The sequence below is a fragment of the Acidovorax sp. LjRoot74 genome (assembly GCF_964254355.1).
In the GTDB taxonomy this organism is placed as follows: domain Bacteria; phylum Pseudomonadota; class Gammaproteobacteria; order Burkholderiales; family Burkholderiaceae_C; genus Acidovorax.
The window spans coordinates 2,668,281-2,695,067 of the sequence record NZ_CAXUTI020000001.1 but is presented as its reverse complement, the minus strand read 5'-3'; the positions used below and the strand labels follow the sequence as shown (position 1 = coordinate 2,695,067).

The 26,787-nt window shown below is 67.0% G+C and carries 25 protein-coding genes; 19 read left to right on the top strand and 6 right to left on the bottom strand.

Annotated features, from left to right (window positions below):
- Positions 1-116 precede the first annotated feature (116 nt).
- On the bottom strand, positions 117-1,577 hold the full coding sequence (locus ACSQ3O_RS12585) for a short-chain fatty acyl-CoA regulator family protein (RefSeq protein ID WP_436139097.1): 1,461 nt from the start codon (positions 1,575-1,577) through the stop codon (positions 117-119).
- A 124-nt stretch (positions 1,578-1,701) separates the two neighbouring features.
- Here ACSQ3O_RS12585 and ACSQ3O_RS12580 point away from each other — a divergent pair, with 124 nt between their 5' ends.
- The 13 genes from ACSQ3O_RS12580 (at position 1,702) to ACSQ3O_RS12520 (ending at position 15,424) form a co-directional block, all read left to right on the top strand.
- Positions 1,702-2,100, top strand: a complete 399-nt coding sequence (locus ACSQ3O_RS12580; RefSeq protein ID WP_137745388.1) for an acyl-CoA thioesterase — start codon at positions 1,702-1,704, stop codon at positions 2,098-2,100.
- On the top strand, positions 2,097-3,260 hold the full coding sequence (gene prpC / locus ACSQ3O_RS12575) for a bifunctional 2-methylcitrate synthase/citrate synthase (RefSeq protein ID WP_436139096.1): 1,164 nt from the start codon (positions 2,097-2,099) through the stop codon (positions 3,258-3,260). The genes ACSQ3O_RS12580 and prpC overlap by 4 nt, the downstream gene beginning before the upstream one ends.
- 24 nt (positions 3,261-3,284) lie before the next feature.
- A complete protein-coding gene (acnD, locus tag ACSQ3O_RS12570) occupies positions 3,285-5,954 on the top strand; it encodes a Fe/S-dependent 2-methylisocitrate dehydratase AcnD (protein ID WP_436139095.1) in 2,670 nt (889 codons plus the stop codon).
- Positions 5,955-6,018: 64 nt separating this feature from the next.
- Positions 6,019-6,489, top strand: a complete 471-nt coding sequence (locus tag ACSQ3O_RS12565) for a hypothetical protein (RefSeq protein ID WP_436139094.1) — start codon at positions 6,019-6,021, stop codon at positions 6,487-6,489.
- Between the two features lie 52 nt (positions 6,490-6,541).
- Complete coding sequence (gene prpF / locus ACSQ3O_RS12560; protein ID WP_436139093.1) at positions 6,542-7,738, top strand: 2-methylaconitate cis-trans isomerase PrpF; 1,197 nt, start codon at positions 6,542-6,544, stop codon at positions 7,736-7,738.
- Between the two features lie 68 nt (positions 7,739-7,806).
- Positions 7,807-8,667, top strand: coding sequence for an isocitrate lyase/PEP mutase family protein (locus tag ACSQ3O_RS12555; RefSeq protein ID WP_137745384.1), 861 nt, complete (start codon positions 7,807-7,809; stop codon positions 8,665-8,667).
- Between the two features lie 158 nt (positions 8,668-8,825).
- Positions 8,826-10,187, top strand: coding sequence for a sensor domain-containing protein (locus ACSQ3O_RS12550; protein WP_137745383.1), 1,362 nt, complete (start codon positions 8,826-8,828; stop codon positions 10,185-10,187).
- A 98-nt stretch (positions 10,188-10,285) separates the two neighbouring features.
- Positions 10,286-10,753 carry a CopD family protein gene (locus ACSQ3O_RS12545; protein WP_137745382.1) on the top strand — a complete coding sequence of 156 codons (468 nt, stop codon included), beginning with the start codon at positions 10,286-10,288 and terminating at the stop codon, positions 10,751-10,753.
- A 124-nt stretch (positions 10,754-10,877) separates the two neighbouring features.
- On the top strand, positions 10,878-12,734 hold the full coding sequence (locus ACSQ3O_RS12540) for an ABC transporter ATP-binding protein (RefSeq protein ID WP_436139092.1): 1,857 nt from the start codon (positions 10,878-10,880) through the stop codon (positions 12,732-12,734).
- Positions 12,735-12,845: 111 nt separating this feature from the next.
- Positions 12,846-13,187 (top strand): EthD family reductase, encoded by a 342-nt coding sequence (locus ACSQ3O_RS12535; protein ID WP_436139091.1) that lies wholly within the window; start codon positions 12,846-12,848, stop codon positions 13,185-13,187.
- 94 nt (positions 13,188-13,281) lie between these two features.
- Positions 13,282-13,659: a Fur family transcriptional regulator gene (locus tag ACSQ3O_RS12530; RefSeq protein WP_436139090.1), complete on the top strand. Its 378-nt coding sequence runs from the start codon at positions 13,282-13,284 to the stop codon at positions 13,657-13,659.
- A 17-nt stretch (positions 13,660-13,676) separates the two neighbouring features.
- Positions 13,677-14,066 carry a hypothetical protein gene (locus tag ACSQ3O_RS12525; RefSeq protein WP_436139089.1) on the top strand — a complete coding sequence of 130 codons (390 nt, stop codon included), beginning with the start codon at positions 13,677-13,679 and terminating at the stop codon, positions 14,064-14,066.
- Between the two features lie 89 nt (positions 14,067-14,155).
- A complete protein-coding gene (locus ACSQ3O_RS12520; protein ID WP_436139088.1) occupies positions 14,156-15,424 on the top strand; it encodes a hypothetical protein in 1,269 nt (422 codons plus the stop codon).
- A 33-nt stretch (positions 15,425-15,457) separates the two neighbouring features.
- Here ACSQ3O_RS12520 and ACSQ3O_RS12515 read toward each other — a convergent pair whose 3' ends face one another.
- Positions 15,458-17,476, bottom strand: coding sequence for a tetratricopeptide repeat protein (locus tag ACSQ3O_RS12515; protein WP_436139087.1), 2,019 nt, complete (start codon positions 17,474-17,476; stop codon positions 15,458-15,460).
- 287 nt (positions 17,477-17,763) lie between these two features.
- Between ACSQ3O_RS12515 and ACSQ3O_RS12510 the strand changes: the two genes are divergently transcribed.
- A complete protein-coding gene (locus ACSQ3O_RS12510; protein WP_298455772.1) occupies positions 17,764-18,039 on the top strand; it encodes a helix-turn-helix domain-containing protein in 276 nt (91 codons plus the stop codon).
- 111 nt (positions 18,040-18,150) lie between these two features.
- Here ACSQ3O_RS12510 and ACSQ3O_RS12505 read toward each other — a convergent pair whose 3' ends face one another.
- Both ACSQ3O_RS12505 and ACSQ3O_RS12500 read right to left on the bottom strand, forming a co-directional pair.
- Positions 18,151-19,149: a Bug family tripartite tricarboxylate transporter substrate binding protein gene (locus ACSQ3O_RS12505; protein ID WP_436139086.1), complete on the bottom strand. Its 999-nt coding sequence runs from the start codon at positions 19,147-19,149 to the stop codon at positions 18,151-18,153.
- A 96-nt stretch (positions 19,150-19,245) separates the two neighbouring features.
- Positions 19,246-20,373 carry a lactonase family protein gene (locus ACSQ3O_RS12500; RefSeq protein ID WP_436139085.1) on the bottom strand — a complete coding sequence of 376 codons (1,128 nt, stop codon included), beginning with the start codon at positions 20,371-20,373 and terminating at the stop codon, positions 19,246-19,248.
- A gap of 389 nt (positions 20,374-20,762) precedes the next feature.
- Here ACSQ3O_RS12500 and ACSQ3O_RS12495 point away from each other — a divergent pair, with 389 nt between their 5' ends.
- From ACSQ3O_RS12495 to ACSQ3O_RS12480, 4 genes are all read left to right on the top strand, one after another.
- Positions 20,763-21,734: a Bug family tripartite tricarboxylate transporter substrate binding protein gene (locus ACSQ3O_RS12495; RefSeq protein WP_137749021.1), complete on the top strand. Its 972-nt coding sequence runs from the start codon at positions 20,763-20,765 to the stop codon at positions 21,732-21,734.
- Between the two features lie 44 nt (positions 21,735-21,778).
- On the top strand, positions 21,779-22,690 hold the full coding sequence (gene kdgD / locus ACSQ3O_RS12490) for a 5-dehydro-4-deoxyglucarate dehydratase (RefSeq protein ID WP_436139084.1): 912 nt from the start codon (positions 21,779-21,781) through the stop codon (positions 22,688-22,690).
- 148 nt (positions 22,691-22,838) lie between these two features.
- Positions 22,839-23,303, top strand: a complete 465-nt coding sequence (locus tag ACSQ3O_RS12485) for a nuclear transport factor 2 family protein (protein ID WP_436139083.1) — start codon at positions 22,839-22,841, stop codon at positions 23,301-23,303.
- A 73-nt stretch (positions 23,304-23,376) separates the two neighbouring features.
- The gene (locus tag ACSQ3O_RS12480; RefSeq protein WP_436139082.1) at positions 23,377-24,345 is read left to right on the top strand and encodes a 2-hydroxyacid dehydrogenase; all 969 of its coding nucleotides are present in this window, start codon (positions 23,377-23,379) and stop codon (positions 24,343-24,345) included.
- Positions 24,346-24,456: 111 nt separating this feature from the next.
- Here ACSQ3O_RS12480 and ACSQ3O_RS12475 read toward each other — a convergent pair whose 3' ends face one another.
- A complete protein-coding gene (locus ACSQ3O_RS12475) occupies positions 24,457-25,323 on the bottom strand; it encodes a LysR family transcriptional regulator (RefSeq protein WP_436139081.1) in 867 nt (288 codons plus the stop codon).
- 93 nt (positions 25,324-25,416) lie between these two features.
- On the opposite strand from ACSQ3O_RS12475, the gene ACSQ3O_RS12470 reads away from it, so the two are divergent.
- Positions 25,417-25,821: a nuclear transport factor 2 family protein gene (locus ACSQ3O_RS12470; RefSeq protein ID WP_436139080.1), complete on the top strand. Its 405-nt coding sequence runs from the start codon at positions 25,417-25,419 to the stop codon at positions 25,819-25,821.
- 1 nt (position 25,822) lies between these two features.
- Here the strand turns inward: ACSQ3O_RS12470 and ACSQ3O_RS12465 are convergent, their stop codons facing one another.
- The gene (locus tag ACSQ3O_RS12465) at positions 25,823-26,761 is read right to left on the bottom strand and encodes a LysR substrate-binding domain-containing protein (protein WP_436139079.1); all 939 of its coding nucleotides are present in this window, start codon (positions 26,759-26,761) and stop codon (positions 25,823-25,825) included.
- Between the last annotated feature and the right edge of the window lie 26 nt (positions 26,762-26,787).

Below are 26,787 nucleotides of genomic sequence, written 5' to 3'. Positions count from 1 at the left end.
TAGCGGCAATCCCGGCCCAGCGGGACCAACATTTTGTTACGGCGCATTTTTCAAGAAAAAAGTGCTGCTGCCGCAACACTGTCATGCCTTGCAAGCTATGAAATGATGAGCGTTTTTCATGACCGGGCAGTCACGGCGGGCCCTGTGGCCACCGGGTAAGGCGCAAACCGGCTGCGGTTCTCGTTCACGTCCAGCGCGCGCCCGATGGGCGGAAACGCGCGCTGCGGGCAGGCATCGCGCTCGCACACCTTGCAGCCCATGCCGATTGGCACGGCGGCCTCGGGGTTGGCGAGATGGAGCCCCCGGGAATACACCAGTTGCGGCGCATGGCGGATGTCGCAGCCCAGCGCCACCGAGAACTCCTTGCCCGGCACACCCCAACCGCCCCCGCTGCGCGACACGGTGCGCGCCACCCACAGGTAGGCCCGTCCGTCGGGCATGCGCGCCACCTGCGGCACGATGCGGCCTGGCTGGGCAAAGGCCTCGTACACGTTCCACAGTGGGCAGGTACCACCAATCTTGCTGAAGTGAAAGTGGGTGGCCGACTGCCGCTTGCTGATGTTGCCCGCCCGGTCCACGCGGATGAAGAAGAACGGCACCCCCCGCGCGCTGGGCCGCTGCAGGGTGGACAGGCGGTGGCACACGGTCTCGAAACCCACGCCAAACTGCTGGCCCAGCCGGTCGATGTCGTACTGCGCGGCCTCTGCCGCCTGCAAAAAGGCGGTGTAGGGCAGCACCAGCGCCCCCGCAAAGTAGTTGGCCAGGCCAATGCGCGCCAGCGCGCGGGCCTGGTCGCTCGACAGCCCGGCCGCGTCGGCCAAATGCTGCAGCGCGGCGCCCTGTTCCAGAAACGCCAGCTGCGTCGCCATCTGAAACGCCCGCTGCCCCCGCTCCAGCCCCACGGCCAGTTGCAGCACGCCGGTGTCGGCCTGGAACACGCGCTGCGCCTGCCCCGGCAGGTCGGCCACGTCCACCACCCGCACGCCATGGGCGGCCAGCAGGCGCTGGGCCAGCGCCTCGTCCGTACGACCGGGCAGCAGGCCCCAGTCGGCGGCGCACTGCTCGGCCGCGTCGTCCAGCTCGGCAATGTGGTTCTGGCGTGCAAAGAAGAAGTCGCGCACTTCTTCATAGGCCATGGGTGGGTGGTGGGCCATGGCGCCCTCCCCGCCCCGGTCGTTGCCCAGGGCGGCCAGGCGTTCGAGCGCCTGGCGGTGCCGCTGGTGCAGCGCGAGCAGTGTGCGCGCCACGGCGGGCATGCCGGCGGCCAGCTCGCGGATTTCGGCGAGCGACACAGCATCGCCCGCGCCCTCCCCGCCCACACCTGCGGGCAGGTCGGCCAGCACCTCGCGCAGGCCGGTGATGAGGCGCGCCTCGTCGTCGTCGGAGAACCGCTGCACATCCACGCCGAACACGGCGTTGATCTTGAGCAGCACCGGCACGGTGAGCGGACGCTGGTTCTGCTCCAGCTGGTTCAGGTAGCTGGCCGACAGGTCCAGCGCGCGCGCCAGCGCCACCTGGGTCATGCCGCGCTCTTCGCGCAGGCGGCGCAGGCGCACCCCCATGAAGGTTTTTTTCATTGATTCTTTCGCAACGGAGCGGTCTCAAAAATTCGCAAACTTTGCAAATCACAGATGCCGCCTTCGCAATCATTCGCCAATTCAGCCCTTACAGATGGGTGCCATTGTGCGTAAATTGCGAATCATGACAACCCCTCACGGCACCGTCGAGCTGACGGAAATCGTCTTCCCCGCCGAAGCCAACCACTACGGCACGCTGTTTGGCGGCAACGCCCTGCAGCTCATGGCCAAGGCGGCGTTTCTGGCGGCACGCGGTGCCGCAGCGCGCGACGTGGTGATGGCGGGCGTGACCGATGTGCGTTTTCTGGCCCCCGTGCCCGTGGGCCATGTGCTCACGCTGCGCGCCTGGGTCAGCCGCATGGGCCGCAGCTCGCTCACCGTGTGCGTGAACGGCTTGGCCGCCACGCTGGGCTCGCCGCCAGAGGCCGTGCTGCAAGGGGTTTTCGACATGGTGGCCGTGGACGCCAAAGGCCGCCCCACGCCCATCGCCAACGCCTATCTGAACCCGGAGGAGACCCCATGACCACCCCCACCACCGTTGAAACCCCGGGCTTCAAGCCCAAGAAATCCGTGGCCCTGTCGGGCGTGACAGCGGGCAACACCGCCCTGTGCACCGTGGGCCGCACGGGCAACGACCTGCACTACCGGGGCTACGACATCCTGGACATTGCCGAGGTCTGCGAGTTTGAAGAGATTGCCCACCTGCTGGTGCACGGCAAGCTGCCCACACGCGCCGAGCTGCGTGCCTACAAGGCCAAGCTCAAGGCCCTGCGCGGCCTGCCGATGAGTGTGAAGCAGGCGCTGGAGCAACTGCCCGCCGCCAGCCACCCGATGGACGTGATGCGCACGGGGGTCTCGGCCCTGGGCTGCGCGCTGCCCGAAAAGGACGACCACAACCTGCCCGGCGCCCGTGACATTGCAGACCGGTTGATGGCATCGCTGGGCTCCATGCTGCTCTACTGGTACCACTGGGCCAGCTCGGGCCGCCGCATCGAGGTGGAGACGGATGACGACTCCATCGGCGCGCACTTTTTGCACCTGCTGCACGGTACAGCACCCAGTGCGGCCTGGGAGCGCGCCATGCACACCTCGCTCAACCTGTACGCCGAGCATGAGTTCAATGCCTCCACCTTCACCGCCCGCGTGGTGGCAGGCACGGGCAGCGACATGTATTCGGCCATCACCGGCGCCATCGGTGCGCTGCGCGGCCCCAAGCATGGCGGCGCGAACGAGGTGGCCTTCGAGATCCAGAAGCGCTACGACAGCCCCGACGAAGCCGAGGCCGACATCCGCCGCCGCGTGGAGGCCAAGGAGGTCGTGATCGGCTTCGGCCACCCGGTCTACACGGTGAGCGACCCACGCAACGTGGTCATCAAGGGCGTGGCACGCAGCCTGTCGCACGCGGTGGGCAGCACCAAGATGTTCGACATTGCCGAGCGGCTGGAATCGGTGATGTGGGAGGTGAAAAAGATGTTCCCCAACCTCGACTGGTTCAGCGCCGTGAGCTACCACATGATGGGCGTGCCCACCGCCATGTTCACGCCCCTGTTCGTCATTGCACGCACCAGCGGCTGGGCGGCGCACATCATTGAGCAGCGCATCGACAACAAGATCATCCGGCCGAGCGCGAACTACACCGGGCCCGAAGACCTGGTGTTTGTGCCCATTCAAGACCGCAAGTAAAACAACGCCCCCAGCCCCACGCCCATGAACACCCTGTATCGCAAGCAGCTGCCCGGCACGCAGTTGGACTACTTCGACGCCCGCGCCGCTGTCGAAGCCCTGCAGCCTGACGCCTGGGCCACCCTGCCCTACACCGCCCGGGTCCACGCCGAGAACATCGTGCGCCGCGCCGACCCGGCCATCGTCAACGACTGCCTGCGCCAGCTCATCGAGCGCAAGCGCGACCGCGACTTCCCCTGGTACCCCGCGCGCGTGGTGTGCCACGACATCCTGGGCCAGACGGCGCTGGTGGACCTGGCGGGCCTGCGCGATGCGATTGCCAAGGAGGGCGGCGACCCGGCCCAGGTGAACCCCGTGGTGCCGGTTCAGCTCATCGTGGACCATTCGCTGGCCGTGGAATGTGGCGGGTTCGACCCCGATGCGTTTGCCAAGAACCGCGCCATTGAAGACCGCCGCAATGAAGACCGCTTTCACTTCATCGAGTGGACGAAAAAGGCCTTTGCCAACGTGGATGTGATCCCGGCGGGGAACGGGATCATGCACCAGATCAATCTGGAAAAGATGTCGCCCGTGGTCCATGCCGACCAGGGCGTGGCCTACCCCGACACCTGCGTGGGCACCGACAGCCACACGCCGCATGTGGATGCGCTGGGCGTGATCGCCATCGGCGTGGGCGGCCTGGAGGCCGAGAACGTGATGCTGGGCCGCGCATCGATGATGCGGCTGCCCGAGATCGTGGGCGTGGAGCTGACCGGCCAGCGCCAGGACGGCATCACCGCCACCGATGTGGTGCTGGCGCTCACCGAGTTTTTGCGCAAGGCAAAGGTGGTGGGCGCCTACCTGGAGTTCTTTGGTGAGGGCGCCGCCAGGCTCACCATTGGCGACCGCGCCACCATCTCCAACATGGCGCCGGAATATGGCGCCACGGCGGCGCTGTTCAGCATCGATGAGCAGACGCTGGACTACCTGCGGCTGACCGGCCGCGAGGCCAGCCAAGTGAAGCTGGTCGAGACCTATGCAAAAGCCGCTGGCTTGCGGGCGGATGCGCTCAACGGCGCCATGTACGACCGCACCCTGCGCTTTGACCTGTCTACCGTGGTGCGCAACCTGGCTGGCCCCTCCAACCCACATGCGCGCGTGGCCACGTCCGACCTGGCCTCCCGGGGCATTGCAGGCCCCTGGGCTATGCCCTCGCCGGGCGAAGGCACGATGCCCGATGGAGCCGTGGTCATCGCCGCCATCACCAGCTGCACCAACACCAGCAACCCGCGCAACGTGATCGCGGCCGCGCTGCTGGCGCGCAACGCGCACCGGCTGGGCCTCACGCGCAAGCCCTGGGTCAAGACCTCGCTCGCGCCGGGCTCCCGGGCGGTGGAGCTTTACCTGAAAGAAGCCGGTCTGCTGGCCGACCTGGAGGCGCTGGGTTTTGGCATCGTGGCCTTTGCCTGCACCACCTGCAACGGCATGAGCGGTGCGCTGGACCCTGCGATCCAGCAGGAGATCATCGACCGCGACCTGTACGCCACCGCCGTGCTCTCAGGTAACCGTAACTTTGACGGGCGCATCCACCCGTACGCCAAACAGGCGTTTCTGGCCTCGCCCCCCTTGGTGGTGGCCTACGCCATTGCGGGAACGGTGCGGTTTGACATCGAAAAGGATGTGCTGGCGGTGGTGGACGGCCACCCCATCCGGCTCAAGGACCTGTGGCCCAGCGATGCAGAAATCGACGCCGTGGTGCAAGCGGCAGTACAACCCGCGCACTACCGCGCCGTGTACGAACCCATGTTTGCCATCCAGCAGGATGATGGCGAGCGCGTGTCGCCGCAGTACGACTGGCGCCCACAGTCCACCTACATCCGCCGCCCGCCCTACTGGGACACCGAGGGCATCGGCGCGCTGGCTGCCCAGCCGCGCACCCTGCAGGGCATGCGCCCGCTGGCCATCCTGCCCGACAACATCACCACCGACCACCTCTCACCGTCCAACGCCATCCTGCCCGGCAGCGCGGCGGGCGAATACCTGGCGCGCATGGGCGTGCCGGAGGAGGACTTCAACTCCTACGCCACCCACCGGGGCGACCACCTCACAGCCCTGCGCGCCACGTTTGCCAACCCACAACTGGTCAATGAGATGGCTGTGGTTGATGGCAAGGTCCAAAAAGGATCGCTGGCCCGCGTGGAGCCCGAGGGCCAGGTGATGCGCATGTGGGAGGCCATCGAAACCTACCTGCACCGCCGCCAGCCGCTCATCATCATCGCGGGCGCCGACTACGGCCAAGGGTCCAGCCGCGACTGGGCCGCCAAGGGCGTGCGGCTGGCGGGGGTGGAGGTGGTGGTGGCCGAGGGGTTTGAACGCATCCACCGCACCAACCTGATCGGCATGGGGGTGCTACCGCTGGAGTTTGGGGCGGGGGTGAACCGCACCACGCTGGGGCTGGATGGGACGGAGGTGTATGGCGTGGAGGGCCACCGCGCGCCAGGCGCCTGCCTCACGCTGCTCATCCGCCGTCAAAATGGGGCATGCGCCAAAGTACCCGTGACTTGCCGCCTGGACACGGCCGAGGAGGTTTCCATCTACGAAGCCGGGGGAGTCCTACAGCGCTTTGCGCAGGACTTTCTGGCCGCCAGCAACGTGGAGCGAGGCAGCGGCCATGAGAGGCTCCCGGCTGATTTTCATGGCCAAGCCACCGCCTGAGGTGACTGCAGCGATGTGGATCGCCATTGCACGCAATGGGCTGGAGCAAAGTACCTTGTCTCCCATGGACAACTGGCACCAGACTCTGTCGGACCGCTATGGGGACACCCCGGAAATGCGCCAGAAAATGCTGCGCGCAGGCGCCGGTGTGAAGGCGCGCGCATGCACGCTGGTGCTCAATCGCATTCGAGACGGGGTGTACAAAGATCAGGGCAAAACAACCATCCAATGGTCCTTCCGGGCCCGTGGAAGGCCGCACTGCTTCGATGCCTTGCTAGCGGCAGTCCGGCACGCGCTGAGCACAGAAGGGCTGGCGACGAAAACAGGCCACACGCCACACACCACCATTAGCTACTGGGCGCCAACACGCCTGGGCCCTACACAGATGAACCCGATTGTCTGGACCATCGACGAAATCCTGCTGGTGGTGGGCCGCAACGACGAGAGCGGCAGCTACAGCTACGAAACCATCGGCCGTTGGCCATTGCAGCCCGCGCCGCCCGACCCGTCCAGCACACAACTGCCGCTCTTTTGACCCAACCGCACCCACCATCCGGCGACGGCGGCCTGCCTAAGTTTTTCTAACCATGCTTACTGCCTCTCAAATCCGAATCCCCGCCACCTACCTGCGCGGCGGCACCAGCAAAGGCGTGTTCTTCTGCCTTGACGACCTGCCTGCACCGGCCCAGCAACCCGGCCCCGCGCGCGACGCTCTGCTGCTGCGCGTGCTGGGCAGCCCCGACCCGTATGGCAAGCAAATCGACGGCATGGGCAATGCGTCGTCGAGCACCAGCAAGGCAGTGATCCTGTCGCGCAGCACGCGGCCGGGGCACGACGTGGACTACCTGTTTGGCCAGGTGTCCATCGACCAGCCCTTTGTGGACTGGAGTGGCAACTGCGGCAACCTCTCGGCGGCGGTGGGGCCCTGCGCCATCCACATGGGGCTGATCGATGCGGCGAGCCTTCCGCAGGACGGCACCTTCCCCGTCCGCATCTGGCAGGCCAACATCGGCAAGACCATCGTGGCGCATGTGCCCATGGCCCACGGACAGGTGCAGGAGACGGGCGACTTCGAGCTGGACGGCGTGACTTTTGCAGCCGCCGAGGTGGCACTGGAGTTCATGGACCCGGCGGACGATGGCGACGCAGGGGGCGCCATGTTCCCCACCGGGAATGTGGTGGACACCTTGGAGGTCCCCGGCGTCGGCAGCTTCGCCGCCACGCTGATCAACTCGGGCATCCCCACCATTTTTCTCAACGCACAGGAGCTGGGCTACACCGGCACCGAGCTGCAAGGCGCGATCAATGGCGATGCGGCGGCAATCGCGCGCTTCGAGGCCATCCGCGCCCACGGCGCCTTGCGCATGGGGCTGATCCATGCACTGGGCGAGGCCGCCACCCGCCAACACACGCCCAAGATCGCGTTCGTTGCGCCGCCTGCGAGCTACACAGCCTCCAGCGGCAAAACCATTGACGCCAAAGACATCGACCTGCTGGTGCGCGCGCTCTCCATGGGCCAGTTGCACCACGCCATGATGGGCACGGCGGCGGTGGCCATTGGCACGGCGGCAGCCATCCCCGGCACGCTGGTCAACCTCGCGGCAGGCGGTGGCGTGCGCAGCAGCGTGCGGTTTGGCCATCCCTCGGGCACCCTGCGCGTGGGAGCCGAGGCTGCGCAAATCAAGGGCCAGTGGAAGGTGACCAAGGCCCTGATGAGCCGCAGCGCACGCATCCTGATGGAGGGTTGGGTGAGGGTGCCCGGCGAATTTTCTAAGAATTTTTAGCCTCTTCCGCCTGTCCATCATGCCTTTATAGCTATCAAAAATATAGCAAATCAATTCTCCAGCAATTCATGAACACCAAACAACAACTCAAAGCCCTGGCCCAGGCCCGTCGGGGCGTCATCGTGCCGGGCGCGTTCAACGCCCTCTCGGCCCGCGTAGTAGCCGACTTGGGCTTTGAAGCCCTCTACGTAACCGGCGCGGGCGTGACCAACATGTGGTTCGGCCTGCCTGACCAGGCCTTCATGGGCCTCACCGACATTGCCGACCACACGGCGCGCATCCGCGACGCGGTAGAGCTGCCGCTCATCGTCGATGCAGACACCGGCTTTGGCAACGCGCTCAACACTTACCACGCGGTGCGTGTGCTGGAGCGCGCGGGGGCGGATTGCATCCAGCTCGAAGACCAGGTCAGCCCCAAGCGCTGTGGGCACTTCAACGGCAAAGAGGTGATCAGCACCGATGAAATGCTGGGCAAGATCAAGGCCGCCGTGGATGCGCGCCGTGACGCGGGCACCCTCATCCTGGCCCGCACCGACGCCTGCGCCACACAAGGCTTCGAGGCGGCGGTGGAGCGTGCCCGGCGCTTTGAGGAGGCTGGCGCCGATATCCTGTTTGTCGAAGCCGTCACCACGCTGGACGAGATCCGCGCCCTGCCCCAGCGGCTGGCAGCGCCCCAGCTCATGAACATGGTGATCGGCGGCAAGACGCCCATCACCAGCGCCGACGAACTGGCCACCCTGGGCTATGGCTTGGTGCTCTACGCCAACGCGGCGCTGCAGGGCGCAGTGGCGGGCATGCAAAAGGCGCTCACGGTGCTGCGCGACAACCAGCGCATCGACGAAGACCCCGCCCTGGTGGCACCTTTTGCCGAGCGCCAGCGGCTGGTGCGCAAGACCGAGTGGGATGCGCTAGAAGCCAGGTACACCTGAGATCCGGCGCCTGTGCCCTGTCTCCAACGGGACGGGGACGGCACGGCAGACGGAATGGGGCGTATTTGTTTATCCACACAGCGCCACAAAAGCGGCGACAAACGCAATGCGCGCGGCACAATGGGTGTTCTCTTCCCAGCACCTTGCGCGCGCCGCCCATGCACAGCATTCCTTCTTTGAACGTGGTGGACCTGATGCTCGATGCCGTCTGCCTCGTCAATGCAGACAGCACCATCGTTTTTGTGAGCCCCGCGTTTGAACGCATTTTTGGCTACCGCCCCGAAGAAGTTGTTGGCAAGCGCATGCTGGACATGGTTCACCCCGATGACCTCGCCATCACCCAGCGCCAGGCCAGGAGCGTGACCGAAGGCAACCTGCAGCTGCAGTTCGAGAACCGCTACCTGCGCAAGGACGGCACCATTGCCCACATCCGCTGGACGGCCCGCTGGCTGCCCGAGCAGCAGGTGCGGCTGGCCGTGGCGCACGACATCACCGAGCGCCGCCTCACCGAATCCATGCAGGCCGTGATCTATGCGATCTCCGAGGCGGCCCACACCACACAGAACCTGCAGGCGCTGTTCCAGCACATCCACCAGATCATCGGGCGGCTGCTGCCCGCCACCAACTTCGCGGTGGCGCTGTACGACCCGCAGGCCGACTCGCTGAGCTTCCCCTACCACGTCAACGAGTCATTGCCTGCCCCCTCCCCCATGGCGCTGGCCCAAGATGCGCTGTGTGCCGAAGTCATCAGCAATGGCTGCACCTTGCTGCTGACCCCTGAGAACCGCACGGCCCACCCACCGCCCGCCCCGCAGCAGCGCCCGCCCCTGTACTGGCTGGGCGTGCCCCTGCAAACCCAGAAAGGCGCCATCGGTGCGCTGGTGCTGCAGAGCTACACCGAACAGGGCCGCTACACCGACAAGGACAAGGACCTGCTGCAGTTCGTCTCCACCCAGGTGGCTGCAGCCATCGAGCGCAAGCAGATGCACGAGCGCCTGGAGCACATGGCCCAGTACGACCAGCTCACCCACCTGCCCAACCGCCAGCTGTTTCTGGACCGCCTCAAGACCGCCCTGGCGAGGGCCCGGCGCGACCAGCGCCTGCTGTCGCTGCTGTTCATCGACCTGGACCGATTCAAAGACGTCAACGACACCCTGGGCCACGCCATGGGCGACCTGCTGCTGCAGCGCGTGGCGCAGCGCCTGCTCGAATGCGTGCGCGGCTCCGACACCGTGGCCCGCCTGGGGGGCGACGAGTTTGTGGTGCTGCTCGAAAGCGGCCTGGCGCGCGACCACGCCGCCACCGTGGCCGACAAGATCCTGTCGGCCTTTGCCCAGCCGTTCGATCTGGAAGGCATTCGCCTGAACATCCAGCCCAGCATTGGCGTCGCCATCTACCCAGAACACGGGGGCGAGGAACACCACCTGCTGGGCCACGCCGACGAGGCCATGTACCTATCGAAAAAAAGCGGCGGCAACCAGGTGCGGGTGGCGCAGCAGGCAGAGGCCCAGCCCCTCTGACGGGCAAGGCCAAGCACCCGCGCAGCAATTGTTCGCGGCACAATCCGGGCCCGCCCGCAGCAGGCGCTGCGGCCCCCGGCCCCCCACAAGGTTCACCCATGCTCTACAACGCCCTCAAGCTCGCCCATGTCCTGTCCATCATCGTGTGGATCGGCGGCATGGTGTTTGCCCATTTCTTCCTGCGCCCAGCGGCGCAGTCGCTGGAGCCACCACAACGCCTGCGGTTGATGCATGACGTGCTGCAGCGTTTTCTGGGCGCGGTCAGCGTGGCGGTGGTGGTGGTGCTGGTCAGCGGGCTGTGGATGATCGGCAACGTCGCGCGGCAGGCGGCGCAATCAGGCGGAAGTTTTACGATGCCGCTGGACTGGACTGTCATGGCCACGCTGGGCATCTTGATGATGGCCATCTTCGGCCATATCCGCTTTGCGCTCTTTAGACGCCTGCAGCGGGCAGTGGCCGCATCCGACTGGCCTGCGGGCGGCCAGGCCATGGCCGCCATACGCCAATGGGTGGCTGTGAACCTGGGCCTGGGCGTGGCCATCGTGGTCGTTACCCTGCTGATGTAGCCCACGGCAACGCATTGCGCATGCTGGGGGCCACAGTGCACCCACTCCAGGCGCGGGCAAGTCGCTGCTGACACACCCTGGTCCTGCGGCTCCTCTACCATCGGGTAACAAGGAGCCTTGCTACGTGTTCAAGTATTTCGAAAGCCGCCTGCCCCCCTATCCCCCTGCCGAACCCCATCTGCCCCCGAAGGACTTCATGGCCTTTGTGTGGGACTGCACCCGTGGCCTGCGCGGCTACGTGGTCGCCATGGCGGCACTGTCTGCCGCCATTGCAGTGTTCGAGGCCCTGCTGTTTGCAGTGCTCGGCCACGTGGTCGATTGGCTGTCTTCCGTGGCGCCCCATGCGCTGTGGGCAGAGCGCAAAGGCTCCATCCTGGGCATTGTTGCGCTGCTGATGGGCACGCTGGTGCTGGTCTCCTGGCAGACCAGCCTCAAGCACCAGGTGCTGGCCATCAACTTCCCGCTGCGCCTGCGCTGGAACTTCCACCGTCTGATGCTGGGCCAGAGCATGGCGTTTTATGCCGACGAGTTCGCGGGCCGCATCACCACCAAGATCATGCAGACAGCCCTGGCCGTGCGCGACATGATCTTCACCACCACCGATGTGGTGATCGGCATGGGCATCTACCTCGTCACCATCCTTGTGCTGCTGGCGGGCTTCGATGCGCGGCTGATCGTGCCGTTTGCGCTCTGGATCGTGGCCTATGGCCTGGCCTGCTGGTACTTTGTGCCACGCCTGGGCAAGGTGGGCAAGGCGCAGGCCGACGCGCGCTCGGTGATGACTGGGCGCATCACCGATGCCTACACCAACATCGCCACCGTCAAGCTGTTCTCGCACACGCGGCGCGAATCCGAGTTTGCGCGCGCTGCCATGGATGCGTTCAAGCTCACCGGCTACGCACAGATGCGCCTCGTGAGCCTGTTCGAAATCGTGAACCAGGCCCTGGTGGTGGCGATGATCCTGGGCGCCTGCGGCACGGCGCTGTGGCTCTGGTCACTGGGCGAAGTGGGTGCAGGGGCGGTGGCCGCCGTCATTGCCATGACGCTGCGCGTATCGGGCCACGCCCACTGGGTGATGTGGGAGATGACCACGCTGTTCGAAAGCGTGGGCACCATCCAGGACGGCATCAACACGCTGACCAAGCCCCGCATGGTGGTCGATGTGCCCGATGCCAAGCCCCTGCAGGTCACCCACGGCGAGGTGCGCTTTGATAACGTGAGCTTTGCCTACGAGAGCCAGGGCGGCGCCTCGGGCAAGGGGCGCCCCGTCATCGATGCGCTGCAGCTCACCATCCGCCCCGGCGAAAAGATTGGCCTGATTGGACGCTCGGGCGCGGGCAAGTCCACGCTGGTCAACCTGCTGCTGCGTTTTCACGACGTGCACGCGGGCCGCATCCTCATCGACGGGCAGGACATCGCCCAGGTCACGCAAGACAGCCTGCGCCGCAACATCGGCATGGTCACGCAGGACACCTCGCTGCTGCACCGCTCCATGCGCGACAACATCCTCTACGGCCGCCCGGATGCAAGCGAGGAAGACATGCACGCCGCCGCGCGCCGCGCCGAGGCCACCGAATTCATCGAAACCCTGAGCGACCTGCACGGCCGCACCGGCTACGACGCCCAGGTGGGCGAGCGCGGCGTCAAGCTCTCGGGCGGCCAGCGCCAGCGTGTGGCCATCGCCCGCGTGATGCTGAAAGACGCACCCATCCTGCTGCTGGACGAAGCCACCAGCGCGCTCGACTCCGAGGTCGAGGCCGCCATCCAGCAAAGCCTGGACGGCCTGATGGAAGGCAAGACCGTGATCGCCATCGCGCACCGCCTGTCCACCATTGCGGCGATGGACCGGCTCATCGTGCTGGACGCGGGCCGCATCGTCGAGGAAGGCACCCACGCACAGCTGCTGGCCCAGGGCGGCGTGTATGCGCGGCTGTGGGGGCACCAGAGCGGCGGGTTCCTGGGCGAGTCAGACGAGGACTGAGCCGCCTGGGTGACACCGTGTCGCCCACGCGGCTGTGCGCGGCCCCTGCCGCGCCTACCGTTGCGGCCACGCCCGGGCCATGGTGGCCCGGAACCCCCAGGAGATGGTCCGATGATCAAGGTCACAGCGGTGTACCGCTGGCGCGAGGGCGCCACTTTCAACCACGACTACTACCACAGCGAGCACATGCGCATTGCCCGCGCGGCGCTGCAGCCCCTGGGCTTGGTGCGGCTGGAGAGCGACCGCGTGCTCTACCCCGGCGAACCGCGTCCGGGCCAGGTGGTGGCGCTGACCAATGCGTTCTTCAGCGACCTGAAACAGGCCCAGGTGGCGGCCAAGCAGACCATGGCCGAGCTTTCGGCCGACATCCCCAACTACACCAACATCGTGCCCGAGTCGTACTTCGCCCAGATGCTGGCACACGATGTGTCTGGCCCTGCCGTGGCGGCATAGCCTCGGCTTGCCTGCCTGCGCGGCAGGTGATGGCTGCGGTGCCTTGGATTTGATTGATAATTCATTCTCATTAAGAGCAACCTGCAGCCCAACCATGGAACGATTCACCCGGCAACGCACAGCGATCTACGCGGTGATCGCTGGCGCGCAGCGCCCCCTGTCGCCACAGGAGGTGCTGGACAACGCCCGGGCATCAGTGGAAGGCCTGGGCCTGGCCACGGTGTACCGCAACCTCAAGGCGCTGCTGGAGGATGGCAGCATCGAGGCGGTGTCGCTGCCCGGCGAAAGCCCGCGCTACGAGCCTGCGGGCCAATCGCACCACCACCACTTCCAGTGCACGCAGTGCGCGCGTGTTTTTGATGTGCACGCCTGCCCGGGCGATTTGCAGGGCCTGGCGCCCCGGGGGTTCACCGTGCAACGCCATGAGTTGACGCTGTACGGCCTGTGCGCGGATTGCACGCCCAGGGCATGAACACCAGAGCCCGCGCAATGACCCGCACACAGAAGCCGGGGGCCCCCTGGTGGCTGGCCTTCGTGCTGCTGTGTGTGCTGGGCGCGCAAACATTGGGCGTGGTGCACAGCTTCGCCCATGCCAACACCCACCCCGCGCATGCCGATACAGGCGCACGGGCCCACGCAACGGCACAGGGCCTGGCGCACCCCCAGAATGTGCTGGAGCCCTTGTTCGACTCCCACGAAGACGCCGGGGACTGCCGCCTGTTCGACGCCCTGGGCCAGCAGCCAGGCACCGTGGCGGCCGGGCCTGCCTACCCGCCCGTGCTGCCCCCGTCCATGCCCCGGCTGCGGCGGCTGGAGGGTGCCTGTGTGGCGCGCTGGGCCACGCTGTTTGACGCACGCGGGCCGCCCCTTTTTCACTGATCCCTTGTCCGCAAATTGGTGGCCAGCGGGCATGCACCGGCGTGCAAGCGCCCCGCCGGGCCACATCGACCCATTCAGTGAGAAAAACCATGAAACATTCATCCCTTCAGGGCGGCCTGGCGCTGTCCCTCGTTTTGGCATTGGCCGCCTGCGGCGGCGGCAGTGGCGGCAGCAGCAGCGAAGCCCCGCACGACAACACCCGCATCGACACCGCAGGCCGCCTGGCCATGGCCGAGGACGCCGCCACCGCGCTGCGCATCTACGACCTGGACAGCAGCGCCGTGGTGGCGAACTTCCCCCTCGCCAACCCACCGTCTGCCGTGTATGCCAGCCCCGGTCGGCGCTACGCGCTGGCCTTCCAGCGGACGCAGGACACGGTGCAGATCGCCGATGCCGGGCTCTGGCAGGAAGACCACGGCGACCACCTGCACGACTACCAGGCCGCGCCCAAGCTGTTGAGTTTCCGCATCAACGGCCCGCAGCCCACCCACTACGACGACCGTGCAGGCCAGGCCAGCATCTTCATGGACGGCCGTGCGCCATCGGCCGTGGCCTCGGCCAGCGTTTTCAAGGATGCCGACCTGGGCGCGGGCCGCGTAGGCGCGAGCATCAGCTTTGCACAGCCCATGCACGGTTTTGCCGAGCCCTATGGCAGCTTCCTGATTGCCACCTACCGCGCACCCGAAGCCACCGGCCCCACCCAGGCCGAGATCTACAGCCGCCAGGGCACGCAGTACACCCTTGTGCGGCGCCTGGATACGCAGTGCCCCGGCATGCATGGCAGCTTCACCAGCGGTGGCACCACCGTGAGCGGCTGCTCGGACGGCGTGCTGGCCGTGTCGCCCCAGGCTGCGGGCGCTGCCGCAGCCACCAAGATCGCCACCCCCACGGGCGTGGGCACCATCGCGGGCCACCCCCAGCTGGGGGCACGGTTCATCGGCATCGGCAACGCCGGGACGCCTTCCACCACCCGCTTCTACGACATCGATGCGGCGGCCGGCAAAGCCACCACCATTGCCATCCCCGGGTGGGCCGACGGGCGCCTGCGCCGCGCGCACGGGTTTGACCGCGCGGGGCGCACCTTCTTTGTGCTGGATGACACCGGCACCCTGCATGCGCTGGAGCGGGGTGCAAGCGGCTGGGTGGTGAAGAAGTCGATCGCGGGCGCCATTGCGGCCATGCCCACGGCGGCGCCGTTCCCGGCGTTTGCGACCAACGAGGCGCGTGACGAGGTCTACCTCTCCGACCCCGGCGCGCGCCAGCTGGTGGCCATCAACAACACCACGCTCGACGTGGCGCGCCGCATAGCCCTGGACTTCCGCCCCACCTACCTGGCCTGGCTGGGCATCGCGCGGTAGGTGCAGGGGCCAAGGCCGCAGAGGCCCCAGCACCTACCGTTCGCGCGCGGCCTTGAACAGCAGCCCCAGGCACACCGCCATGCCCAGCAGCGGGATGGCGGCAAGCAGCGCCGCCACGGCGCGCCCCAGGGGCGACCAGTCAAAGTCGCGCGCGGTGCGCCAGGCGCCAAAAGCAGCCACCAGGCCCAGACCGAACATGCCCATGCGGAAACTCGTCCCGGGCTTGAAGAAGGCCATCAGCAGCAGCACGTTGGCCACCCCCACCACCAGCGCCACATGGCCCAGGTGCAGTGAGAAGCCGGTGCGAGCACCGGAGCCCCCACGGCCCGCATCTGCTTCTTCGTCCTCATCGTCGTCATCGCCCCGTGGGGTGCCTGTGCGGCCGGGCGCCGGGCGCGGGGCGGATGGCGCAGGGCGAGCGGGTTGCGGCGCCGCACCGCCCGCCCGGCCCCAGTCCGATGCCGACAGCCCGGCGGTGGCCACCGCCCCCACCGCTGCGGCGGGTGCCCTGCCCCCTGCTGCCACGGCGGCCGCCAGCCCACGCTGCTGCAGCACCTCGCGCAGGCGCCCTGGCTCGCGCAAGGCGGCCACCAGGGCGCGCACGGGGCTCTGCTCCTCGGGCTTGATGCGCAGGTCGGCCACCTGCATGGTGGTGCCACGCGTGTTGGCCAGCATGAACAGCGCCTTGGCCACCTGCGCATCCTTGGGGCCGCCCTTGCCGCTTTCGATGAAGGTGCCCAGGTTGTAGGTGGCGTCGGCGTGGCCCGCCTCTGCCGCCTGGGCGTACCAGGCGCGGGCCTGGGCCAGGTTCACCGGGCCGCCATAGCGGCCGTGTTCGTCGCTGGTGCCCAGGTGGAAGGCGGCGTGCGGGTCGCCCTCGCGGGCATACCAGCCGGGCAGGTCGCGCAGGGGGTTGCCCGTCCAGGCCACCGGCGCAGCCGCTGCCAATGCATGCGAGCCTGGCGAGGCTGACGACATGGGCGCCAGGCTCAGGCCACCGGGCGATTCAGCCTCTTCCCGTGCCTGCTGCTTTTTCTGGGCCCGCTGCCGTTGCTCTTGTGCGGCGGCGTTCCACTTCGCGGCTTCTTGCGCGTCCACAGTGCCGCCCCAGCCCCGCTCGTGCATCACGGCCAGCAGGCGCTTGGCGGGCTCGTGGTCCCATTCGGCCGCGCGCTGGCACCAGGTGCGGGCGTTTTCGAAGTTGGGCTGCTCCCAGCCGATCACGACATCCAGCGCGTGCAGGAAGGCCGCGACCTCGTGCCCCTGCGCTGCGGCGGGCTCCAGGGCATCGGTGGCTTCGATGCGTTTGCGCGAATACAGCGCCATTTGCTCGCTGCGGGCCACGGCGTCGTCCACCGCCTTGCGGTCGTTGTCGATGATCTGCAGCAGCTGCTCGCCCGGAGCCGACTTCAGGCGCGCCATCAGCACCTGGATGCGGGCCTTGGCCTCGTCGGGAAACCGCTGGAAGAACGCCTGGGCATCTTTGCGGGTCTCGGCATCGTGGGCGCCCATCAGCTGCAGCGCGGCCGCCAGGTCAAAGTGCCTGCGCTGGCCCATGGTGCCAAAACGCAAGGCGCGGCCCAGGGCATAGAGGGCGTGGGGGTTGCCGCGCGCGGCCCAGCGGCGGTACTCGGCCCAGGCGGTGGCATCCTCGCCCGCCTTGCGGGCGCGCGCTGCACGCTGCACCGGCAGGTCGGGCTCTTCGGGCGCATCGCCGTTGGCCAGGTAATGCACGCCGCTTTGCGGGTCATACAGGTTCAGGCCCAGGCGCACGGCCTGCTCCCAGCCATCGTCGAACGGCGGGCCCCATTCCGAAGCGCGGGTGTTGATGCCCACGCCAAAGGTGGGGTCGGTCATTTCCGGGCCGCCAAGGTAGACGTCCCAGAACCCGGGAGAGCGCTGCTCGACAGCCTGTGCCCAGGCAACGAACTTGGGGTTCATCGGCACCTGGGGGCCCGCCTCCGCACGCTCGTACTGCGCGTCCGCCTCGGCCTTGGTGGTGGGCCAGGGCCAATCGGCGGGCTTTTCCCAGATCTGGATGGTGTAACTCACAGGTCCCTCCTCGGATGCCGCTGAGGTGCGGCTTGTTGTCGTCTTGCCCTTCGCTTGCCATTTGTTTGCCTTGCGTCAAGGGCGAACGAATTCTAGAAGCGACCTCCTGCCGTGACGCACCAGCGCACCCCTCCGTTTTGTCCAGTGACGCACCAGCGCCACACCGGGAGGTCAGCACGCAGTTTTGGGTAAAAATGGGCTTCTCCGCGCGTCCATCATGCCCAAATAGCTCCCATTTTCATAGCAAATCTATGTCCCAGCCACCACTTCCAGCCCTCTCCCTCGCCATGCCCGTGCCCACCGGTGACCAGCTCAAGGCCGCCCGCACCGCCGCCGGGCTGAGCCAGGCCCAGGCAGCCGAACTCATGGGCTACCCGCTGCAGACCGGCAGCCGGGGCGGAGTGCAGTCGCGCACCTGGCAGGCGCTGGAGAGCATGAGCGACGAGCGCAACATGCAGGGCCCGGTGTTTGCGATGTTTCTGCTGCTAACGGGCCAGCACCCCGACTTTGTGCTGGCGGCGCGCCCGACAGGCAGCGGCGGCAGCACCGCCACCACCGACTGACCAGCGCACAGGCGCTGACACCATAAAAAAGCGGAACGGCCCGAAGGCAGTTCCGCAAAGTCTTCACAGGGAGATAAAAAGGACTGCGCGTGATGGCGCGCAGCTGTGGGGTCAATCCACCTTGATATTGGCCGCCTTGATCACCTGGGCCCACTTCTCCACCTCGGCCTTCTGGAAGGCGGCGATCTGCGTGGTGTTGAGGTCGGCAGGCTCCATGCCAAAACCCTTCAGGCGGTTCTGCATGTCGGGCTGGGCAAGGATCTTGCGGATCTCGTCATGCAGGCGCGAGATGATGGGTGCTGGCGTGGAGGCGGGCACGAAGATGGCCTGCCACGACTGCACCTGGAAGTCGGCCAGGCCGTTCACGCCCGACTCGGCCACGGTGGGCACGTCGGGCATCGATGCCAGGCGCTTGGGCGAGGTCACAGCAATGGCGCGCAGCTTGCCGCTCTGGATGTGCGGCGCGGCGACCACGGTGGTGTCGAACATCATGTCCACCTGGCCGCTGATCACGTCCTGGATGGCCGGGCCGCTGCCCTTGTAGGGGATGTGGGTGAACTTCACGCCCGACTTGTAGGCCAGCAATTCCACGGCCAGATGCTGCGAGCTGCCGGTGCCGGCGGACGCGGACGACAGGCCACCTTCCTTGCCCTTGGCAGCGGCCAGGACGTCCTTGAGCGTCTTGTGCGGGCTGTTGGCCGACACCACCAGCACCACGGGGTTGGTGCCGATCAGCGTGACCGGGCTGAAGGACTTGATCGGGTCGTAGCCCAGCTTGGGGTACAGGCTGACATTGATGGCATGCGAGCTGACGGTACCGCCCAGCAGCGTGTAGCCATCGGGCGCCGCGCGTGCGGCGGCTTCCGATCCGATGCTGCCCGCTGCGCCGCCCTTGTTCTCGACCACCACGGTGGTCCCCAGGGCTGTGCCCAGTTGCTGGCCGATCAGGCGACCCAGCGTGTCGGTGGTGCCGCCTGCGGCAAAGGGCACCACATAGCTGATGGTCTTGCCCGTGGGCCAGGTGCCCTGGGCGGCGGCAGGCAGGCCGATGAGGCCCACGGCAGCGGCGAGGGCCGCCGTGTGGATGAGGTGTCTGCGTCGTTGTTGCATGGTCAAAAGTCTCCTGGTGTGTCAATGGTGAATGGGGGCGGGAGGACGGGGCCGCCGTGGCATGGCGACTGGCGTCCAGTCCGTATCAGTGCAGGTTCATGGCAGGTCAACAATCGCGACCCAGTTGGGGTTCTTGCCCGCAGGCAGTCGCGTGGCGGCGCCCGGGATGCCGGTGGCGGGGTCGATGGGGTGCAGCGCGACGTGGTGCGAGTCCTGCCCCGCCGCAATCAGGAAGCGGCCTGACGCATCCACCGCAAAGCCGCGCGGGGTTTTTTCAGTGGGCACCTGGCCCAGCGGCTGCAGCTGGCCGGTGGCCGCATCAACACGGAAGCTGCTCAGCGTGCTGGAGGTGCGTTCGGACGCATAGAGCGTGCGGCCGTCGGGCGACAGGTGCAGGTCGGCCGCCCAGGGCTTGCCTGCAAAACCTGCGGGCAGCGTGGTGGTGCGCTGCACCGAGCGCAGCGTGCCGCGCTCCTTGTCGTAGGCCATCACATGCACCGAGGCATCCAGCTCGTTGAGCAGGTACAGGCTGCGCTGGGCCTTGTCCCACACAAAGTGGCGCGGGCCCGATTTTTCGGGGGTGACGGTGGTCAGCGCGGGCTCGTTGGCCGTGAGCTTGCCGGTCTCGGCATCAAAGCGCCAGGCAGAGAGGTTGTCGCCCCCCAGGCTGGTGGCCAGCACATGGCGGTTGGCCGCATCGGCGTGGATGGCGTGTGCATTGGGCGCCGTGGGGATGAGCTGCTGCACTGCGCCCACCGCCCCATCCTTGCCAATGCTGTTGACCGTGATCTTGTGGCCGGGGTACGAGGCCGCAAACAGCCAGCGGCCGGTGGCGTCGGTGTCGATGTTAGCCATGCTGTCGGCCAGCGGGGCCTCGCCCAGCTTGCGCAGCTTGCCGCTGGCCGGGTCGATGGCCAGGCTCACCACCCGAAACGGCTGCGAGCGCAGCGCCACATACAACACCTTCTTGTCCGGGCTCACGGCCATGGGCATGGCCATGCCACCCAGCGCCGTGGTGTCCACCGGCTTCAGGGCGCCCGCGCTACGGTCCAGCTCGAACACCGACACATCCTGGCTGTCGGCGTTGGACACATAGACCCAGGTGGCTGCCCCGGCGCTGGGTGCAGCCAGCGCCGCTGCCAGGGCCAAGGGGGCCAGCAGTGCCAAGCGTCCTAGCCGTGCGAGGTGCCCGGTGCGTGGGCAGGTGCGATGTGCAGCGGTCATGCGGTTTTCCTTCTTCTGGTGGGGCAATGCCTGCGGGCCGGGGGCCCCAGACATGCGATGTCTCGGTGTGGGGTGGTGTGCCCTTGGTGCAGGCCGGTGGCCCTTCCGACCCAAGGCCAGAGGCTTTCGAGGCCCATTTGTTATATGTCGTCATACAACATAAAGGCAATTGTGGATCCAACTGGCTTGAATCCAGTAAAGGGATTACCCGCAGTTTTTGTGAGCGCCTGATGCTCTGTTTCAAAGGCAATCCACGCCTGACACGGCCTCGAAAGATCAGTAGTTACCCTGATTTTTGGGCAGATTCGGCTTCTTTTCTTCTATGCCGGTTGTCTTTTGATGACGACAGTTGTACGATGACTAACAACCTGAACCAACGGAGACATTCCATGACCCTGAACCGCCGCGCCGTCCTCCTGGCCTGCACCGCCGCACTGGCTGCCGCCTCTGCCACCGCCCAGACGGCCGACTGGCCCGCCAAGACCCTGCGCATCGTGGTGCCCTACCCGCCCGGCGGCAGCTCGGACATCATTGCGCGCTCCATCAGCCAGGTGCTGTCCGAATCGCTCAAGCAAAGCGTGATCGTCGAGAACAAGCCCGGCGCCAACGGCAACCTGGGCGCTGACTTCGTGGCTAAGGCAGATCCGGACGGCTACACCATGCTGCTGTGCGACGTGGGCGCACTGGCCATCAGCCCCTCGGTCTACACCAAGCTGTCGTTCGACCCCTCCAAGGACCTGCGCGGCGTGACCATGCTGGCCTACTCCCCGCACCTGCTGGTGGTGCACCCCTCGGTGCCGGTCAACAACCTCAAGGAGCTGATCGCCTACTCCAAGAAGAACGACCTGAACTTTGCCGTGACGGCCACGGGCAGCGCGCCCCACCTGGCCGGTGTGGCGCTGGAGCGCGCCAGCGGCGCACGCTGGCAGTACATCCCCTACAAGGGCGGCGTGACCGCCATCCAGGACACCGTGGCGGGCCAGACCCAGGTGCTGATGAACGGCATGCTGGCCACCCTGCCCCAGGTGCAGAACGGCAAGCTCAAGGTGCTGGGCGTGTCCAAGTCCACCCGCATGCCGCTGATCGGCAACGTGCCCACCATTGCCGAGCAAGGCGTGACCGGCTACGAATCCGGCACCTGGCAAGGTGTGCTGCTGCCACGCGGCACGCCCGAGGCCGTGGTGCAAAAGCTCAACAAGGCCCTCATCACCGCCATCCGCGCGCCCGAGATCCGCTCGCGCCTCGCAGGCCAGGGCGCCGAGGTGGTGACCATGACCCCCACCGAGCAGGACCAGTTCTTCGCCAAGGAACGCGCACGCTGGGCCAGCGTGGTGACGGCCGCCAACATCAAGCTCGACTGATTCTTCGCGCCACCCTCTTTTTCTTCTCATCGCCCCGCACTGACATGACCCCCCAAGACCTCAAAACCATCATGGGCTCCGGCCTGCTGTCTTTCCCCATCACGGACTTCGACGCGCAAGGCAACTTCCGCCCCAAGTCCTACATCGAGCGCCTGGAGTGGCTGGCCCCCTACGGTGCCAGCGCCCTGTTTGCCGCCGGTGGCACGGGTGAGTACTTCTCCCTGTCGGGCCCCGAGTACAGCGAAGTCATCAAGACGGCCGTGGACACCTGCCGGGGCAAGGTGCCCATCATTGCCGGTGCCGGTGGCCCCACCCGCACGGCCATTGCCCATGCGCAAGAGGCCGAGCGCCTGGGCGCCCACGGCATCCTGCTGCTGCCCCACTACCTGACCGAAGCGGGCCAGGAGGGCCTGATCGAGCATGTGGCCCAGGTCTGCAACAGCGTGAAGTTCGGTGTGATCGTCTACAACCGCGACCGCACCAAGCTCACGGCCGACTCTTTGGCCATCCTGGCCGAGCGCTGCCCCAACCTGATCGGTTTCAAGGACGGCGTGGGCAACATCGAGACCATGTCCTCCATCTACATGAAGATGGGTGACCGCTTCTCGTACCTGGGCGGCCTGCCCACCGCCGAGGTGTATGCGGCGGCCTACAAGGCGCTGGGCACACCGGTGTATTCGTCAGCCGTCTTCAACTTCATCCCGAAGACGGCCATGGAGTTCTACAAGGCGGTGGCGGCAGACGACACGGCCACGCAGCACCGGCTGCTCAAGGAGTTCTTCATGCCGTACCTGGCCATCCGCAACCGGGTGGAGGGTTATGGCGTGTCCATCATCAAGGCGGGTGCACGCATCGTGGGCCATGACGGCGGGCCGGTGCGCGCGCCGCTGACGGACCTCAAGCCCCATGAGGTGGAAGAGCTGGCTGCGCTCATCAAGAAGCTCGGCCCGCAGTAACAACCGGCTGGCGCAGGGCCTGGTTTTCCAGGCCCTCTTTTTTTGCTCCCAGTGAAAACCAACACCCCGTGCCTGGCCGTGCACAGGCCCGGGGGCAGTCGTGGCACGCCCATTCCCAAAACCCAACACAACAACGGAGACAGACAAGATGTTCAAGCAAATCGTTCTCGCAGCGGCCGCCGCCGTCACCATTGCCACGCTGGCAGGCTGCGCCGCCAATGCACAGGCGCCCGCGTCCTCGGCATCGGCCGAACAGGCAGTGGCTGCGGCCGCAGAAAAACTGCGCGTGGCCATGATCGACCCCACGCCCGCAGCACTGTCTGCCCTCGTCGCCGACGAACTGAGCTACGGCCACTCGGGTGGCCGCGTGGACACCAAGGACAGCTTCATCGGCGACCTGGTGGCAGGCAAGTCCGACTTCGTGACCATCGCCATCACCGACCAGTCCATCAAGGTCGTGGGCAGCTCTGCCATCGTGCGCCACACCCTCACGGCCGACACCAACGACTCGGGCAAGCCCGGCAAGGTGCAGATCAAGATCCTGGGTGTGTGGCAACAGCAAGGCGGCCAGTGGAAGCTGCTGGCCCGCCAGGCCGTGCGAACGGCGGCATGATGTAGCCAGCAGGGCCGCCGCGCGCGGCCCTTTGTTTTGATAACGCCGCACCCCGAAATCCATCACAGCCCCCATGACCACCACCTCCCAGCCCCGCATCCTGCAAATCGGCCGCCTGCCTTTGCCTGCCCTTGAAGCCGAACTCGCCGCCCGCTACAGCGTGGCCTGCCTGGCCGACCAGGCCGACCCAGCGGGCTTTCTGGCGGCGCACGGTGCGGAATTCACCGGGGTGGTGACCACCGCAGCCATTGGCCTGAAGGGTGAGGTCATCGCGGCCCTGCCACGCCTTCAGGTCATCAGCAGCTTTGGCGTGGGCTTCGACGCGCTGGACATCGATGCAGCCAAGGCGCGCGAAGTGCAGGTGGGCTACACGCCCGGCGTGCTCAACGACTGCGTGGCCGACATGGCGTTTGCGCTGATGCTGGATGTGTCGCGCGGTATTGCCGCCAGCGACCGTTTTGTGCGCCAGGGCCAATGGCCGAAGGCCCGGTTTGCGCTGGGCACGCAGGTGTCGGGCAAGCGCCTGGGCATCGTGGGCATGGGCCGCATCGGCCAGGCCGTGGCCGAGCGCGCGGCGGGCTTCCGCATGGAGGTGGGCTACCACAACCGCCGCCCGGCCGAGGGTTGCGCCCTCTCCTACTTCGAGTCGCTGACCGCCCTGGCGCAATGGGCCGACTACCTGGTGCTGACGGTGGCGGGCGGCGCGGGCACGCGCCACCTGGTCAACCGCGAGGTGCTGGCCGCCCTGGGGCCAAACGGCTACCTCATCAACGTGGCGCGTGGCAGCGTGGTGGATGAGGCGGCGCTGATCGAAGCGCTGGCCGAACGCCGCATCGCCGGGGCGGGCCTGGATGTGTTCGACAACGAACCCCATGTGCCCGCCGCGCTGATGGCGCTGGACAACGTGGTGCTCACCCCCCACACCGCCAGCGCCACCCACGAAACCCGCCGCGCCATGGCCGACCTGGTGCTGGAGAACCTGCATGCGTTCTACACCTCGGGCGCAGTGCGGGTGCCCGTGCCAGGCACGGTGGCTGGCTGATCATTGATTTTTTCAAGCTTTTTTGGCCGCTTGCGCGCGTCCATCATGCCTGAATAGCTATCAAATAAATAGCCTCAGGCGAGGCACCCAGGCGCCCTGCCCCACCAGGCCTCATACCCGCCCCGCAAACACCTCCGGCCCCAGGCGGGGCTTGCGCGCCTTGCGCTCGAACAGCCACATGCCATACAGCGGCAGCGCCTCGGCCAATTGCAGCGGGGCGACCTGCTCTGCCGCAGCCCCCAGCAGCGCGGGGTGTGGCACCACCGCCAGCAGGTCGGAGCCCACCACCAGGTTCAGCAGGCTGGCAAAGTCCGGGCAGCGAACAGCCATGCGCGGTGCGGACATGCGCCGCACGCGGTGTGCCTCGGTCAATACGTCCACCGGGCCACTCACGCTGGGGCCCACACAGCCCCAGCCGGCGCCTTGCAAATCGGCCAGTGACCGGGCCTGCGCCAGCGGGTGGCGCCGCCGTGCATAAATTTGCGGCTGCAGCTCGTACAAGCGCCACTGCACTACATCCGGGTGGGCAAACTGGCGCGGCCGGGGCGCAATCACGGCGTCGAAACTGCCATGCAGCAGGCCCGTCAGCAGGCTCCCCTCGTCGGTGGTGGTCATCTCCAGTGAACGCTGGGGCTGCGGCAGACACCAGGTCTCGTACAGCAGCGGCCCACAGACCAGCGCGGCGGACGCCGTGAGCCCCACGCGCAACCGCTTGGGGTCCACGGCGGCCCGGCGGGCCTGCGGCAAGGCGTCGATGCGCTGGGCCAGCGGCGCGCCTTCGGCCACCACACGCCGGGCCAGGTCGGTGGGCACATAACGGCGCCCGTCCCGCACCAGCAGGGGCGTGTCGAACTGCGCCTGCAGCGCCTTCATTCCCTGGCTGATGGCGGGCTGCGACACCCCACAGGCCTGCGCCGCGCGCGCAAACGAGCCCTGGTCGATGACGGATTGGAGGTAGTGCAGGTAGCGCAAATACATAAGCAGCTTTTATGTATGAGGCGCCATTGTCTCTTGCCGCAGCCGCCAGGCGCGGCGAAGCTCTGGGCATCTTTCTCCACCACGCTCCTGCCCATGACCACACCACTCGACACCGTCCGCACTTACCTCGCCCACCTGCACGCCAGCCACACCGACGGGCTGATTGCCTGTTTTGAGGACGATGGCGTGGTGCATTCGCCCTTCCTTGGCACGATACGCGCGAGCGACTTTTTCAAGAAGCTGGCCCAGGCCTCCAGCGGCAGCGTGATCACGGTGCTGGATCTGTTCGTCTCCGCCCAACCCGACAACGGCGGCGCCGTGCGGGCCGCCGCCTACTTCCGCTACGACTGGACCTTGAACGACGGCCGCGAGGTGACCTTCACCTGCGTGGATGTGTTCACGTTTGATGCGGGCAGCACCCGCATCCGGGACATGAACATCGTCTATGACACCGACCCGCTGCGCGAAGAGGTGGGCGACAAGTACGCGCCGGACTAGGCTACAAAAGTTCTACGCCCTTGAGCGTCACAAAACTCGTCTCCCGCGTCACCTGCACAAAATCCTGCAGGTACGGCTTGGCCGACAGGCTGGGCAGGCAGGCAGCATGCAGCTCGCCGCGCAGGCCTTTGTCGCCAGGCCCTGTCGCAATGGGCCGCGCCGTCACATACCCCCGGTCCAGATAGCTCTGCACCGCCCACAGGGGCAGCGCCGCCAAGCCGCGCCCGCTGGCCACCAGCTGCAGCATGGCCACCGTCAGCTCGGTGGTGCGGCGCGGGGGGCGCACCCCGGCGGGCTCCAGCACCTGGCGGATCAGGTCCAGCATCTCGTCGGGCACGGGGTAGGTGATGATGGTCTGGTCGGCAAAGTCCTGCGCCACCAGGTGCGGCTTGCCGACCAGCGGGTGCGTGTTGGCCAGCAGCGCGCGGATCTCGAAACCAAACAGCGCGTGGTAGTCCACGCCCGCCTCGTCACCATCCACCTCCGACACGATGGCCACATCGGCCCGGCCCTGGTGCAGCAGGCCCACGGGGTCGGCATGGAAGCCGCTCACGATGTCCAGCTCCACCTCGGGCCAGCGGGTGCGAAAGGCGTCCATCGCGGGCATCAGCCAGTCAAAACACGTGTGGCATTCCACCGCAATGCGCATCTGCCCGCCCTGCCCCAGCACCAGGCGGGCGATGTCGCGCTCGGCCCCTTCCACCTGCGGCAGCACGGCATCGGCCAGCGCCAGCAGCCGCTCACCCACGGCGGTGAACTGCGGCGGCACCGATTTGCGCTCAAACAGCGGCTGGCCGTAGCGGTCTTCCAGCAGCTTGATCTGGTGCGACAGCGCCGACTGCGTGAGGTTGAGCAGCTGCGCGGCCCGCACCAGGCTGCCGCTGTCGCGCAGGGCGACCAGCGTGCGCAGGTGGCGCACTTCCAGAATCGACTGGTTCATTATTAATTTTCAAGTTGATCGACTAA